This window comes from Cyclobacterium sp. 1_MG-2023 (genome assembly GCF_030546805.1).
Lineage (GTDB): Bacteria > Bacteroidota > Bacteroidia > Cytophagales > Cyclobacteriaceae > Cyclobacterium.
On record NZ_JAUOPC010000004.1, the window covers coordinates 213634 to 229467 of the forward strand.

Annotated in this window: 12 protein-coding genes; 3 read left to right on the top strand and 9 right to left on the bottom strand. The window is 39.0% G+C overall.

Annotation, left to right across the window (positions count from 1 at the left end):
- The first annotated feature begins 250 nt into the window (after positions 1-250).
- Both Q4534_RS07580 and feoB read left to right on the top strand, forming a co-directional pair.
- Positions 251-472, top strand: coding sequence for a FeoA family protein (locus Q4534_RS07580; protein WP_303612561.1), 222 nt, complete (start codon positions 251-253; stop codon positions 470-472).
- A gap of 3 nt (positions 473-475) precedes the next feature.
- Positions 476-2587 carry a ferrous iron transport protein B gene (gene feoB / locus Q4534_RS07585; protein WP_303612562.1) on the top strand — a complete coding sequence of 704 codons (2112 nt, stop codon included), beginning with the start codon at positions 476-478 and terminating at the stop codon, positions 2585-2587.
- 169 nt (positions 2588-2756) lie between these two features.
- Here the strand turns inward: feoB and Q4534_RS07590 are convergent, their stop codons facing one another.
- From Q4534_RS07590 to Q4534_RS07600, 3 genes are read right to left on the bottom strand one after another with little or no spacing between them, the layout of a single operon-like run.
- Positions 2757-4235, bottom strand: coding sequence for an efflux transporter outer membrane subunit (locus Q4534_RS07590; protein ID WP_303612563.1), 1479 nt, complete (start codon positions 4233-4235; stop codon positions 2757-2759).
- A gap of 13 nt (positions 4236-4248) precedes the next feature.
- Positions 4249-7404, bottom strand: coding sequence for an efflux RND transporter permease subunit (locus Q4534_RS07595; protein ID WP_303612564.1), 3156 nt, complete (start codon positions 7402-7404; stop codon positions 4249-4251).
- 45 nt (positions 7405-7449) lie between these two features.
- Positions 7450-8595: an efflux RND transporter periplasmic adaptor subunit gene (locus Q4534_RS07600; RefSeq protein ID WP_303612565.1), complete on the bottom strand. Its 1146-nt coding sequence runs from the start codon at positions 8593-8595 to the stop codon at positions 7450-7452.
- A gap of 326 nt (positions 8596-8921) precedes the next feature.
- Between Q4534_RS07600 and Q4534_RS07605 the strand changes: the two genes are divergently transcribed.
- Positions 8922-9194 carry a hypothetical protein gene (locus Q4534_RS07605; RefSeq protein ID WP_303612566.1) on the top strand — a complete coding sequence of 91 codons (273 nt, stop codon included), beginning with the start codon at positions 8922-8924 and terminating at the stop codon, positions 9192-9194.
- 48 nt (positions 9195-9242) lie between these two features.
- On the opposite strand, the gene Q4534_RS07610 is transcribed toward Q4534_RS07605, so the two are convergent.
- From Q4534_RS07610 to Q4534_RS07635, 6 genes are all read right to left on the bottom strand, one after another.
- On the bottom strand, positions 9243-10895 hold the full coding sequence (locus Q4534_RS07610; protein ID WP_303612567.1) for a hypothetical protein: 1653 nt from the start codon (positions 10893-10895) through the stop codon (positions 9243-9245).
- A gap of 502 nt (positions 10896-11397) precedes the next feature.
- Complete coding sequence (locus Q4534_RS07615; RefSeq protein WP_303612568.1) at positions 11398-12054, bottom strand: hypothetical protein; 657 nt, start codon at positions 12052-12054, stop codon at positions 11398-11400.
- Position 12055: 1 nt separating this feature from the next.
- On the bottom strand, positions 12056-12571 hold the full coding sequence (locus tag Q4534_RS07620; protein WP_303612569.1) for an RNA polymerase sigma factor: 516 nt from the start codon (positions 12569-12571) through the stop codon (positions 12056-12058).
- 474 nt (positions 12572-13045) lie between these two features.
- Entirely contained in the window at positions 13046-14050 is a 1005-nt protein-coding gene (locus Q4534_RS07625; RefSeq protein ID WP_303612570.1) for an LLM class flavin-dependent oxidoreductase, read from the bottom strand.
- Between the two features lie 199 nt (positions 14051-14249).
- Positions 14250-15341: an alkene reductase gene (locus Q4534_RS07630; protein ID WP_303612571.1), complete on the bottom strand. Its 1092-nt coding sequence runs from the start codon at positions 15339-15341 to the stop codon at positions 14250-14252.
- 5 nt (positions 15342-15346) lie between these two features.
- Positions 15347-15589, bottom strand: coding sequence for a hypothetical protein (locus Q4534_RS07635; RefSeq protein WP_303612572.1), 243 nt, complete (start codon positions 15587-15589; stop codon positions 15347-15349).
- Positions 15590-15834: the final 245 nt, after the last annotated feature.

Sequence of the window (15834 nt, forward strand, 5' to 3'; positions counted from 1 at the left end):
ACTTTACAATTTAATAGTAATTATTAGTACACAGGAGTTTATAACCATTGCTATAGACCCTATTTAGATTTATTTTTAATTGGTTTGACTTTTATCGAACTTCTGACCCAAGTTTTTTGGTTATTACCTTGAAATAGATATAATTTATTCAATCTAAATAAAGGCTGAAATCCTTATTTTTACGAGAAAAATATGTTAAAATTGCGGATTGAAATCAAAGATGCAGATAAGCCTTAAAAATCAAATTCCTATGACTGCAGCAGGACTTAAAAACAACTCAGTGCACGAAATTTCCAGTATTGCCAATTCTAACCTGCTGGTAAGGATGATGGAAATGGGAGTTTTGCCCGGTAAAAAGATCAGCTTGTTAAAAAAAGCGCCTTTTAATGGCCCAATGGCCTTTATTATTGATGGTAACATCCTTGCCCTAAGGGTAGAAGAAGCTGATCTGATTCATTTAAAAGCAGAATAGCGAATGGAAATAGCAGAACGATTGGGAACGAGAAGAATTGCCATAATAGGTAATCCTAATGTAGGGAAGTCCAGTATATTTAACCAACTCACAGGCTTAAATCAAAAAATCGGCAATTACCCGGGAATGACCGTCGACAAAATGGTTGGTTATTTTCATAAGGGTGAGCAAAGATTTGAGCTGATAGATTTGCCGGGTACTTATAGTTTATTGCCAAAATCTGAAGATGAGGTCATCGCACATAAGGTACTAAATGGACAAGGAGAAGAGAAGCCTGATGCAGCTCTTGTGATATTGGACGCATGTAACCTAGAAAGAAGCCTTCTGCTCGGAACTCAAGTAATGGATTTGGGTATTCCAATAGCCTTTGTAATCAATATGAAGGATTTGGCAGAAAAAAGAGGTTTGTCTATCAAGACTTTTGCCTTGTACCAAGCCTTTGGAGTCCCTTTGGTCATGACAGATGCCAGAAACAATGAAGGACTTGAAGAGGTAAAATCCTTGTTTACGGATGATAAGTTTGTAGTAGGAAAAACTTTTCACAAGCCGGATTCGCCTGAATTGTTGGAGCAGGTTCAAGAAAAATTTGGATTTGAAACACCTTATCAAGCTTTTCAACAATTAATATTTTCATCTTTTGATCCTACCTTGGCAAAGGATAAAAAGGTTTGGCTGGAAGAAAAAGCCAATGCCTTTCATTTTGATCCTGAAGAACAGCAAACCAAAGAAACCACAGAGAGGTATAAAAAAATTGATGCTTTGCTGGAAAAATCGGTGCTTTCCGGGGTCAATAAACCTAAGGAATTTCATGGTAAATTAGATGCTATTTTCTTGCATCCGGTATGGGGGTATTTAACCTTTTTAGGAATAATGCTGCTTATTTTTCAAGCCATATTTGCTTGGGCAGAAGCTCCGATGGACTTAATCGACGGAACCTTTGCCTTTTTAAGTAGCTGGGTGGTGGAAACTTTACCTCCGGGTGTTTTCACCGATTTATTGGCTGAGGGAATCATTACCGGTATTGGGGGAGTGGTGATTTTTATTCCACAGATAGCCTTATTATTTGGTTTTTTGGCTTTTTTAGAAGATACAGGGTATTTTTCTAGGGTTGTTTTTTTAATGGACCGCATCATGCGCCCCTTCGGTTTGCATGGCAAAAGTGTAGTACCATTGATTTCCGGAATGGCTTGTGCCATACCCGGTATAATGGCCAGTAGAAATATCAGTAATAGTAAAGAACGGCTGATCACCATTTTGGTAACCCCATGGATGAGTTGCTCTGCCCGGTTACCGGTTTATATTATATTGATTGGATTGACCGTGCCTGATGAAGCCTGGATGGGAATAAATTTACAGGCCATCGCCTTGTTGGTCATGTACCTTTTTGGAACAGTTTTCACGCTATTGGGGGCTCTTGCCCTTAAGTTTATTATCAAGACCAAGGAAAAGAGTTTTTTGATGGCGGATCTCCCCATCTATAGAATGCCCAGATGGCAAACTGTATTGTTGACCATGTTCAACAAATCAAAAATATTTGTCCTAGAGGCAGGGAAGGTGATATTGGCCATTTCAATTGTGTTGTGGGTATTGGCCAGTTACGGTCCATCCGGTAGAATGGAGGCTGTAGAAGCTGAGAAAATGGCAATGTTAGAGAAGGCAACTGATAGTGAAAAAGATGAAATTAGAAATATTTATGCATCCAAGGAGCTTGAGTCGTCCTATATAGGGATTTTGGGTAAATCCATAGAACCGGCCATTCGACCTTTGGGCTATGATTGGAAAATTGGAATTGCACTTTTGACCTCATTTGCTGCGAGGGAAGTGTTTGTAGCTACAGTGGCTACAATCTATAGTGTAGGTGAAGATGTGGAAGACGAATTAACCATTCGAGAGAAGTTAGCAAAACAAGTTCACGCCGACACCGGTGAAAAAGTATTTAATCGGGCAACAGGGTTTTCTTTAATGGTTTTCTATGCCTTGGCCATGCAGTGTATGAGTACAGTGGCTGTGGTTTATAGAGAGACCAAAAGTTGGAAATGGCCTATCTTACAGACCATTTTCATGACTATTATAGCTTATCTTGGAGCTTTGGCGACCTATCAAATTTTCTCTTAGTTATGTGGCAAGAAATATTGGTTTTCAGTTTGTTTATAGCAGTAATAGGTGGATGGGTTTATCGCACTTGGTTTCAGAAGCGCAATAAAGCCCAATCCGGTTGTGGTTGTGACAAATGTGGGTAAAGTGGTGTTGAAGTTCTTCCTTAGGAGGTCTTTAATTCTGTAGTTTATTTCCAACCTCCTCCTAAGTTTCTATACAATTCAATATTGGCAATTAGCATTTGCATTTTCACGTCTACCATGTATAGTTCACTATCCAAAGCATTACTTTGGGCATTTATAACCTCCAAATAGGTGGCATAGCCACTGCTAAACAATAAATAAGATTCTTTTACCGCTTTCCTAGCATTAATTAATCGTTTTTCTGCCAGGGCATATTCTTCTTCAAGTTTTTGTATGGTAACCATCCCGTTAGAAATTTCTGCAACAGCTTGTAAAACTTTTTCTCGGAAGGAAAGCTCGGCGATATCCCTTTCCGATAATGAGATTCTATACCTGGTTTTCAACTTTCTGTTTTGGAAGATGGGCTGGGTAAGTGAACCTACAAACAATCCAAACAAAGAGCCGGGATTCACAACATCTGAGAAATTTATTGCATCATACCCTAACTGTGCACTCAAAGACAAAGAAGGGTAGCGCATTGCTTGAGAAACCCCCACCCGAGCATTTGCTTCTATCAAAGCCAATTCAGCGGCTTTAACGTCCGGTCGGTTTTGAATAAGCTCAAAAGGAACACCCACAGCAATTTCACTTAGCAACCTGGTGTCACCTAATCCCCTGAGAACCTCCAAGGAATCTTTAGGGTATTCACCCAATAATTCGTTTAACCTGTTTTTTTGCACCGCTAATTCCCGCTCAATTTGGGGTACCAAGGAAGCAGAAATAAGTTTTTGGGACTCTGTTTGGGTGATGGCCAAAGAAGAAACTTCGCCGGCCCTGAACTGGAGATTTACAATGCTGAGCGTAGAATCATTCAACCTTAAATTGTATTCAGCCACTTGTTTTTGTTCCATAAGCATAAGCAGCCTATAGTAGGAAGTTGCGATTTCTGCAACCAAATCTGTTTCCACGGCCTTAGTGTAAGCTTCCCTTTGCCTCAATTGAGCTTGATTGGCCTCTTTTAATCTTCTGAGTTTTCCCCACAAGTCAATTTCCCAGCTGGATTGAACAGCTGCGAGGTTATTGGCTCTGGCAAGATACCATTGGTTGGGAATCTCCCTATCCTCATAGTATTTGACATTTTCTCTTGTGGAGGAGTTCTCAGAATACCTTTCATCTCTTTTTTCTAAAATGGCGGTAAGCTGAGGTAAAAAATTGGCCTTCGACTGTTTAAAGCCTTCACTGGCAATTTCCGTTTCTTTTTGTACTTGTTGGAGGTATAGGTTGTTTTTTAATCCTTTATCGATCAATTGCACCAAGGTGCTGTCTTCAAAGAACTCTCTCCATGCCAGTTTCCCAATATTGGTAGTGTCATTTTTAGAGCTGTCCGATTGATCGCCTGAGAGGGATTTAAATGCAGCCGGAAGATTCAAGTCCGGCTGCACATAATTTTCTCCTGATTTACAACCCCAGATTGTCATCATCGCCACCACAATGAATGAAAGCGAGACGTAGGTACTGGGTTTTATTTTATGTTTTAATGGCATAATTTTCAATTTTTTAGGCTTCTACGGGCTTGTTTTTACTTAATCTTCTGCTTGTTTTTTCATGTAAAGTCTGGAAGATCAGATAGAGGGTAGGAATAATAAAAATTCCAAGAATTACGCCGAATAGCATTCCTCCGGCTGCCCCAATACTTACAGATTTATTACCTTGAGCAGAGGCTCCTACGGTACGCATTAAAGGAATCAAGCCCGCGATAAATGCGAAAGATGTCATAATGATGGGCCTAATTCTTAACCGAGCAGCTTCTACGGCGGCATTAAAAATACTAAGGCCTTGCGCTCTTTTTTGAGCCGCAAACTCTACGATTAATATTGCGTTTTTGGCCAGTAAACCTATGAGCATGATAATACTAACTTGCACGTAAATATTGTTGTCTATTCCTGCGAGATTAATGGCGACAAAAACACCTAATAGCCCGCAAGGTATGGACAGCAATACAGCAAATGGCAACCAATAGCTTTCATACTGAGCGGCAAGAAGAAAGAATACGAAGACAATGCTAAGAATAAAGATAATTGCCGTTTGAAGACCGGATTTTTTCTCCTCTAAACTCATTCCGGTCCACTCGTAACTGTAATTGGTAGGCAGTTCGGCAGCAATTTCTTCTATGGCATTCATTGCATCTCCGGTACTGTAGCCATCAGCAGGGGTAGCATTGACAGTAATGGAGTTGAACAAATTGTACCGGTTGACAATTTCCGGCCCATTGACTTCCTCAAGTGAAACCATGGTGTTTACAGGAACCATTTCCCCCTGATTATTTCGAACAAAAATGGCATCCATAGATTTTTTCTCTGTTCGATAAGGAATGTCAGCCTGAACAAATATCCTGTATTGTCTACCGAAACGATTAAAATCACCTGATTGTAGCCTACCAAAATAAGCTTGCACTGAGCGCATCATATTTTGAACACTGACACCCAAGTTTTTTGCTTTCACATAATCAATGTTCATTTGATATTGTGGAAAATTGGCGTTGAAGGTAGTAAAAGCATTTTCGATTTCGGGTCTTTCATTTAATTCTGCGATAAACTTATCAGCGGCATTGTTGAATGCGGTGAAATCTTCACCTACCCGGTCTTGGATGATCATTTCCAATCCTGAAAATTCTCCAAAACCTTGAACTGTAGGTCTTGCGAATACATTAATATCGGCTTCCGGAATATGAGAGAGCTCACTGATTAGGTTGCTTATTAAAGCTTCGATATCCTGAATTTCACCCCTTTCATGAATGGGTTTTAGGTTAATATAACCCATACCAAATGATGGACTGGGAGCATTTTCCATTACATTAAACCCTGAAATACTGTTGACACTTTTTACCGCAGGGTGTTTTCTAAGGATAGAGTCTACTTGTTGCATTGGTCCCGAGGTCCTGTGTAATGAAGAACCCGGAGGCATGGTGAGGGAATAAGTGAGGAAACTATCGTCTTCTGAAGGGATGAACGCGCTAGGGGTACTTCTGAACATTAATACCGTTAAAGCCAATAGGACTACCAATGCACCTAATGGGATCCATTTTTTCCTTAAAAGTTGGGTAACCAAGGCAATGTATTTGTTCGTAAAAGCATCAAATCCGGATTCAAAAGCGGTGAAAACCCTGTGTTTTACCCTTCCAAATTTACTAGCTGTTTTATCTTCAAATTCTTTCGCAGGCTTCAGCATCAGGGCACACAATACCGGGCTCAAGGTTAGTGCATTTAATGCGGAGATAAGGATGGCAAATATTAAGGTATAGGCAAATTGTTTGTAAAATAAACCTACAGGCCCTTCCATAAAGCCAACAGGTACGAAAACTGCAGCCATCACAATGGTTATGGAGATAATGGCTGTAGAGATTTCATTCATGGCAGATACTGTGGCTTTATTTGCAGGCAATTTACTATGGGTCATCTTATGATGAACAGCCTCTACGACCACAATGGCATCATCAACCACAATCCCTATGGCAAGAACCAAGGCAAACATGGTCAATACATTTACTGAAAAACCCAATAGTTGTAAAAAGAAAAAAGTACCTATCAGTGAAACAGGAATGGCAATGGCAGGAATAATGGTGGATCTCAGATCCTGTAAAAAGACAAACACAACAATAAAAACCAATATACAAGCCTCTATAATTGTTAAAACTACCTGATTAATAGATTCATCAATTTGGTTTCTTACAGAATAGGATATTTCATAAGTAATTCCTTCAGGGAAGTTTTTAGAAATTCGCTCCATTACTTCCCTTATATTCTGATCAATTTCCTTGGCATTGGAATCACTGGTCTGAGTAATGTTTATCGTGGCAGCTGCCTGGCCATTTACGGTGTTGTCACTGCCTAGATTGGAAGCCCCCAACTCTACACGGGCAATGTCTCTCAGATATAGTATGGACCCGTCTTTATTGGATTTGATAACGATATTCTCATATTCCTCGGGGGTACTAAACCGGCCTTTATGCTTAATAATGGTTTCGAAAATTTCCTCAGATGTTTCGCCAAAGCGACCCGGGGCTGCTTCGAAGTTTTGGTCATTGATTTGATCCGTAATGTCTTGTGGAACCAGTCCATACAAAGCCAGTTTCTCAGGGTTTAGCCATACCCTCATGGCATAGGTTCTTCTACCTACAAATGAAGCTTGGGCTACCCCTTCAACCCTTAACAATTCCCTTTTTACATTAATCCTTGAATAGGACTGTATAAAAGTTTCATTATAGGGTGAGTTTTCACCTTCGGCGATAATATTGATGGTCATGATATTACCGCTTAGCCTTTTCACCACTGAGATTCCTTCTTGGATAACCTCTGGTGGGAGCTCACCAATTTCTCGGGAAATACTATTTTGTACGTTGACGGCTGCAATATCCGGATCAGTACCCGGCTTGAAAAATATATTGATACTTCCTCGGCCGGAATTGGTGGCTTTAGAGCGAATATAGGTCATGTTCTCAACCCCATTTATTGCCTCTTCCAAAGGAAGAAGCACAGACTTCGCTACTGTCTCTGCGTTTCCGCCGGGGTAGCTAACTCCCACCCGCACACTGGGGGGGGCAATGTCCGGAAACCTCGTCACCGGCAATCGCATTAAACTAATAAGCCCTGCGATAATTATTAATATCGATATAACAGAAGCCAGAACAGGCCTTTCAATGATTTTCTTAATCATAGATATAAAAGTTGGTTGTAGTTAGATTATGGCTATTAGAAAAGCTTATTGGGTAGGTACTTGTTGATAGGGTTCTATTTTCATTCCATCCTTAATTTTGTTTACCCCGGATTGAATAATAGTTGTCCCTTCTGAAATATTGTTTTCATTCAAAATGAAATTTTTCCCTGCTTTCCCATTGATTTTCACCTCTTTTCTCTCCACTATAGAATCTGCTTTTAAGATAAATACAAAGTTTTTGTCTTGAATTTTGGCAATCGACTCCTGAGGAACCATGAGCACATCCGGATGTATCTGCTCCAAAATGATTTTACCCGTATTTCCACTTCTCAATAGCTTATCCGGATTGTCAAATTTTGCTCTCAAGGTGATGGCACCGGTGTTTCGGTCTATTTGCCCCGCATCAGCATCAATCACACCTTCTTCAGAATAGATGGTTCCATCTGCCAAGATTAACTTAACATTAGGGTTCAATCGACGAGCAGTAGAATCCTCTTTCATTTTTTTATAAAAAAGATAGTTGGACTCACTCATCGCAAAATACACATAGACCTCACTGATATCAGATAAAGTGGTTACAGGCTCATCATCTCCTTTGGCGACTAAATTACCTACCCGCATAGGAATCAATCCTATATAGCCACTTACCGGAGCCTTTATTTGCGTGAATTGCATGTCGATCTGACTTGTAGCTTTCAAGGCTTCTGCTTGGGCTAGTGAAGCTTTTGCAACTTCATAATTTGATTGCGCCGTCTTCATCTGTACATCAGAAATCACTTCATGATCAATCAAAGGTTGAAGCCGTTCCATCTCTATTTTTGCGTTTTCGAGTTTTGCTTTTTCAACTTCCACTGCTGCTTGCGCATTCTTTAGTCTTTCTACATAGGGCAATGCATTGATGCTAAACAACAATTGTCCTTTCTCTACAAAATCTCCTTCATCCACATGGATTTTATCCAATAAACCCTCAACTTGGGGACGAATTTCAACGTTTACTTTCCCCTCAATGGCTCCTAGGTATTCGAATGTAGTGATAGCAGAGTCCTTCTTCACAGTGGTTACAGGCAATGAAAGTGTTTCCACTTCTACCTGCTCACCCTTACTGTCGCATGAATAATTTGCCAAAGAAATAGCTATTATTAGCGATGTCAACAAAATGTTTTCGTTGAATATTGATTTAAATAGTCTCATTATTTATATAAAATTTTAAATTCTTGTGGTTAGTGATGCTGTTTTATAACCATTTGAATGCTTAGGTTTATCTGTTAATCAAAAAGCATTCCAACAAAACCCATGATGAAAGGATTATAGTTTGTTTGATCGGTAATTGTGGGTTTCAGATATTACTTAAAAAAGAAAAAATAGCCTTAATTTCTGTTTTTAGACCGATTTTGGCTTAGGGAATAATTTTCTAAAAAGTTTTATTAATGATAAAAAAAATTAATTTTATCCAAAATTTAATTCTTAAAATAGAGGTTTAAATTTGAATTGAACTTGCTTTACATTAGCTTCTTTCAATGGAAAGAAACATAAAAAATGCGCCTCATTTCAACCCGAAATATGCAATAGCCTATCCAATACCTGCTGAAATCGATTTAAAATCAGGCATTTCATTGCTAGTAGGAGATTTTCTTGGGATTGCAAGTCTCCCTGAGAAAGCTCAGGAAATCCTTTTGCATAATCCAAATTCAATAATAGCCATCTTGAGTAATTTATGTTTTTGCCGAAACAAAAAAACACCCAGAGAGCTAATCAAAGCTTTCCGGGTGTTTTTTAAAGCCTATACCTGAATCAGGATATTGGCTGTGTATAATAGGATAATAAAATTTAGGTAAAGCTTATTTGGTAATAACCTTTACATCTTTAAACATAAATTTATTAGAACTTACACTAATTTTTTTGCCACTTTCTGTGCTAACATTTTTAAGAATAACTTTTTTGGTTATTACATTAGGGAATTGTTCTTGATAGGATTGGTCCGTTTTTTTGGAATTGAAATTTGAAAATATGGTTGGTCCTTTGTAGTCATCTGTGTGGTTGGAATCATCAATGTGTAGATTTTCAATTGTGATTTTTTCCGGCATATAAGCAGTATAGCCAAAATCATGTTGGCCGGAATATGATCCGCTGATTAATGAAGCATTGCTTTTACCACCACCATTTGGAACAAAAGTACAGTCTTTAATGATTAATTCCCCTTGCCAAGTGCTCCCATAATCGGAGCGTAGGTTTACGAGGCTTCTTCCACGAAGAGTAGAGTTTTCTACCAAAAAAGTACCGGATCCAATGGCATTGATTCCCATATGGCCCAAGGTAGAATTCCTAATCGTTGCATTGGCTACTCCTTTGTGCGCATCAAACCTAGAAAATGTGCAGTTATCGAAAAGGAGATTCTTACAATAGTTAGACCCCATTATTCCCCAATAGGTACCATCGTCGATGTCATTTGTTTGTTTACAGTTAATGAAAGAAACGTTAAGCGCATGGCCCACCAAAATGTCGTAGGTTCCCATAGATACAGGTTTTCCTACAGAGCCTATTGTTTTGTAGGTTTTATGTCCTGTCAATACAGTGTTTTTAACGGTTACATTGGCACAATTACGTATACTTAAAAAACCGCCATAAGGGGCACCATGATCGCCTTCATCAGTGACGCGGTGCTCAAGTCCATCAATTATCACATTAGAACGCCTAACGGTAATGTTACGGCTGTAGTAGTTGTATTTTGATTCAGCCTGATTGGCAATGGTGACGAAGCGTCCACCCTTTATCGTTAGGGTTTCCTTGTCAATTGGAAGTGCTGTGATTTCAGTGATATTTTCAAAGTCCCATATGATAGGAGCATCCATATCCACTTTTCCATTTTCATCCACTAAAAAAATATCCGTTTGTGCGGAGCCATTGTCTTGATTCAATCCATATCTGATATAGTGTCTTACATTGTCATTGGTGACATTGATCAGCGATGGACCGGTAAGCTTGGCTTTTATTTTCTTCTGATTTTTCTTTAAAGAAGTGATGCCTTCAAGTTTGTAAGGTTTTAAGTTGGAGTTTACAATGAATACAGAAGCTTTGATATTCTCTACATCCTTATCGTCGATGATAAAAGTAGCCGTTCCGAAATCTGTATCTGTTTGTATATAGGCAGTTCGGTCTTTGCCACCTATATAGTAACTGGCCCCATTATTGGCTTTTACGGATAAGTTTTGCTGATTGGCAAAAGCATGGGTTCCTGCAATGGCATGGATATCATCAGTTTTACCGTCGCCTTTGGCGCCAAAATCACTGTAGTGAACAAAGCCATCTTCTTTAAACTTCAAAGCATCATTCGGAGCAACATTTACATGTAGTTCCCCATTTTTTTTTACCTGAACCTGAGTTTTACCATTGTTGGATGTGAGCACCACATTTCCGAATGGCGAAGTGGTTTGGGCTTGGGAGCCAATTATACCGGTGAATACAAAAAACAAGAGGAGCAATTTTCTCATCATATGGTTATTTTATTTGGTGGATTGATCAGGAAGCCTCAATGTTATTTTCATCTGCCCTCCTGAAGTATAGTAGAAGATTAAATTTGAAACAGAACACAAACTGGTAATTTTATCTCATAAAAACAACAAACATTCTACCAGCAATACCTAGTAGAATGTTTGTTTGTGGTAACTGATTATTGCGTATTATATTGGTTTGCAAACTACTGGGATGAAGCCGGATAATGCAATGGTTCTTTCTTTGCTTGGTGAAATCACTTGAAAATCAGCCACTTTTTGCTGTTTTCTACCTTGCCTGTCTACTGTTTAGTTGCCTATTGGTAGGCAGGTCAGTTATGGCTTTCCTACTACAATTAATAATTAGGCTGATTTTCCTGTGGCAACTCCCTTTATAGCGCGTCTCACTAGGTAATCCGGTTAAGCAGGGACATAGCGACATCGAAATAACTTTAACATAGGCTGTAATTCCATACCGCCATAGTTTTACTTTTTCGGCGGATTTTTATAAGTGGTAAGATTTAAGCTCATCTAACTGTTCGGCTGCTTTATCAATTTGCTTACCACTTGCCAAGTTTATTAACCAATTCACCTTTTTATCGGTAATGTTTTTCGGATTCATGCGAATAAATATCCATACCGAAATGCTAGCTAATAATAAGGTGAAACAACTTTGAATAATGACCCATGCCAATGGGAATTCTCCGGTAAAATCAATAAATCCAATCTGTAGAAGGGTGTAAAATGGTAGCTGTAGGTACCAGTAGCGCATGTTGCTGACCAAATTCAGTTTTAGGTTCGACAATTCTTCTTGAATAGACACAACAGGACCGGAAAAATTAATTTGATTGGCCATGACCAAGTGTTTGGCATAATCAAATAGTACCTTAATATTGGTCAACAATATGGCTCCAATTGAGAACATAAAGAGAGGATTGGTAAAAGGTTGATGTTTAACTGTGTAGGACAGGATTGTTGCTAAAATTGCAATATAAATGGTTCCGAACACCAAACCTGTTACCTTCTCGGCCTTGAGCCCAAAAAGCGCTTTACGCGAACGTTGACTTACTTGATATTTTAATATTTTGGTATTCAATTGAATTACCTGTTCAATTTTACTGTTTTGAACCTTCCATAAATTTTGAATGCTTTGCTCTTCCATTTTATTTTTGATTTAATAATGTGAATTTTTCTTTTAATGTACTTTTTAATCTGTTGAGTTTTGTTGCCACATTGGATACTGTTATCCCCATGATTTCGGCGATCTCTGCATAACTTTTTTCTTCCAGATATAACAGCATCAATGCCCTGTCAAAATGTTTGAACTCACTGATGAGAGAATAAAGTTGACGGACGTTTTCATTTAGCGTTGTTTCTGCCGGAGCAGCAATCTCCACAAACCTATCATCCATCTTGGTGTTTATCGCAGCTCTTTTGCTCTCTTTTCTGTAACTGGATATGGCTACATTTAATGCGATGCGATATAGCCATGTTGAAAATTTCAAAGTTGGTTGGTAACTGGGATAAGCCTTCCAGACTTGAATAGTGATCTCCTGAATTAAGTCTTTTACCTCCTCTTCGTCACGCTTATAAGACCTGGCGACTTTGTAAAGTATGCCTTTGTTCTCAGCAAGGTGTTGTAAGAATGCATCCGAAAGCTTATTTTCTGAAACTGTCATTTGGATTACTTTTCTTAGTAATTCGTTATTTTAGTAAAATAATCACAGCATCATGGAAAAAAATCAAAAAAAATAATTTGATTCCCGAAGCTCGGCCTGAATTAGAGGGGTATACAATGCTTGCTTGCTGGCAAATAAATAGATTGAGGCTTGGGTACTGTAGATCAATAATCCCGTGGATAACCTGTTAGATGCTTGATCCCGAATTAGTCTATAGCTCTTCTCTTGGGTGCTAAAATCACTTCAGAATCAGCCATTTCGTCGTTGCTTGGAGATTTAAGCATCGCATCGCTATACTAAAATCTCCAAATAGCCTGATATGAAGCCGTTGCAAACCTTTCCCAAAACACGTAAATCTTATCGCATAATCCAGGTTAAAAAATTGATGGGGCTTAATAGCAAGGGGGGTAAAAAATTGGGCAAAAAAATAGGTGAATTTTACTTCACCTATATCTAGCCTTTAAATGCAAAAGCTTATAATTGATTTTGATGACTAAGAGATTGGAATGCCTTGGCGGTATACTGAAGTGAACGAAGCCTTTTTTCATGATCAAAAACATTGGTGGTAACCATTACTTCATCTAAGTCATGTCTTTCTATAAAGGATGCTAACGCTTTGCTGACCTTTTCATAACTGCCTATAAAAGCATATTGCGTCATTTGTTTGATGGCTGCTTCCTCCTGCGGGCTCCATATCTCATCCATGTTTTTTACAAGTGGAGAAAGAGGGTAGGACCTTCCTCTGATAATCCCTAAAGCCATTTGGTAAAAGGATGTAGCCAGATAAGCTGCTTCTTCATCCGTATCTGCTACAACTATATTCAAACAGGCTACCAAATAAGGAAGGCTGCTTTGTGTGGATGCTTTGAAGTTCTGTTTGTAATAAGTACTTGCCTGGCTAAAGTAAGTAGGTGCAAAGTGACTTGCGAAAACGTAAGGAAGTCCTTTTTTTGCGGCGAGCACAGCACTGTCCATGCTTGAACCCAAAAGGTAAATCGGCACATCGAGCCCTTCCGCAGGATAAGCTCGAACAGGGGCATCTAGGTTTTCCTCAGAAAATAACAATTGTAATTCCTCCAAATCTTGGGGGAATTCCTGAACCGTTTCTAATTTGCCTCTTCTTAGAACTGAAGCCGTTTTTTGATCAGTTCCAGGAGCTCGGCCCAGACCCAGATCAATCCTGCCCGGGTAAAGCGTCTCCAAAGTGCCAATTTGTTCGGCCACCATTAATGGACTGTGATTGGGTAACATTATACCTCCGGAACCCACCCTAATAGATTTCGTTCCTCCTGCAATATGCCCCATTAATACGGTGGGTGCTGAACTTCCCACGTAGGGCATATTGTGGTGTTCTGCTAACCAAAATCGTTTGTATCCCCAAGATTCTGCGTGCCTGGCTATATCCAAAGATCTTTTATAGGCATCGGCAGCATCATGTCCTTCTTTCAGTATGGCTAAATCTAAAATTGAGTATTTCATAGTAATTTATATTGAATCTAAAACCTTTGAAATAGTTTTTAAGTTCCTCAAAAGGAGAGCTGGTTTGGTGAGCTAAATATGGGAAAATAGATGGTGTTAAAGGGGTAAATAAAAGCCTCACCATAGCTGAGCTAAGGTGAGGCTAAACTGTAAACCTGAAAAGCCTATGGGGGCAGTTTAGTTATTTACGGACTTATTTTCAATCCATCTTAGGGTAATCGGTATAGCCCTTTTCACCGGGGGTATAAAAAGTGGACTCGTCCCAATCTGCTAATGCTGCATATTTTTCAAACCTCTCGGGCAAATCCGGGTTGGAAATAAACAATTTCCCGTAGGCGACCGCGTCTGCCAATCCTTCAAGGATAAAATTGTTTCCTTTTTGTTGATCAAATCCAGCATTGATAATTAACTTTCCTTTGTAGGTAGGGCGATAGCGTTTGGCAATGTCCGTTTCTGCGTAGGGAATGTCGGAAACATCATTAAATGGTTCTGAAAGATGAAGGTATGCCAAATTATACTTGTTGAGGTTTTCTATGATATAATCAAATGTAGGAATACTTTCTTCGTCCATGGTCATTCCAAAAATCCCATTTAAGGATGGGTTTAGCCTTAGTCCAATTCTGTTTTCAGGAATCACCTCTTTAATTGCATCGATGATTTCAAACAAAATTTTGGCTCTATTGGCGATACTTCCTCCATATTCATCTAATCTTACATTGGATGTTCGACTAAAGAATTGATGCAATAGATACCCATTGGAACTGTGGATTTCTACTCCATCAAAGCCCGCTTCCCAAGCATTTTTTGCACCATTCTTAAAGTCTGCTATTGTTTGTTTGATTTCCGGTAGGGTCATTTCCTTAGGGGTGACCGTGTCCTTAAATCCCTTGGGTGTAAAGGACTTCGCTTTGGGATTAATGGCAGAAGGGGCCAGAGGTAAATTTCCTTCATGGAAATCGGGATGAGAGATTCTGCCCACATGCCATAACTGCAAAAATATTTTACCTCCTTCTTCATGAACAGCCTTCGTTACTTTTTTCCAACCTGCTACTTGGGCTTTGGTATGGATACCGGGGGTGTTGATATAACCTACTGCCCTTTCCGAAATTTGGGAACCTTCAGTTATAATCAACCCTGCTGAAGCCCTTTGCCTGTAATATTCAGCATGTAAATCGGTGGGCGCTTTATCCAGATTGTCTGCCCGGCTTCTTGTCATAGGGGCCATTACAAGGCGGTTGGTCAATGTTAAATCTCCTATGGTAAGGGATTCTAAAAGTGGTTGCTTTTGCATATTTGTTATTTTTTGTTGATCTTTTGATAAGCTTTCATTATTAAACCAACTGAGAAATCAATAAAAGGTTGGTTGAATGAATTAATTATTGATGCTGCAATTTCTGATCCATTCTTAAACCTGAAATATGCAGTAGACCTACTGTTACGTACTAGAATCTCCAAACAGCCTGATTTTCTTGGAATGGCAAATTTTCCGGTTAACACATGGATTCCAACTGCATAATCCGGGTAGAAAATTGTAAACATACTAGTCCGGGAACGCCAAAATCAGCTCTATAGTTTTGCCAAGGATATAAAATTTAGGCAAAGTTTGGTTTGGTTACCATTTGCGCATAACGCTTAATTTCTGTGTTAAGGAAAGTAAATAGATGTAATTTTCTGTTTAAGTTGATTATGGAATAGCAACCATCATTTATTGTGTGGGGTAAAAAAATAAATTGCAGTCAATAAAATAAGCAATAAAAAAACCGACTCCCTGTCATAGACAAGAA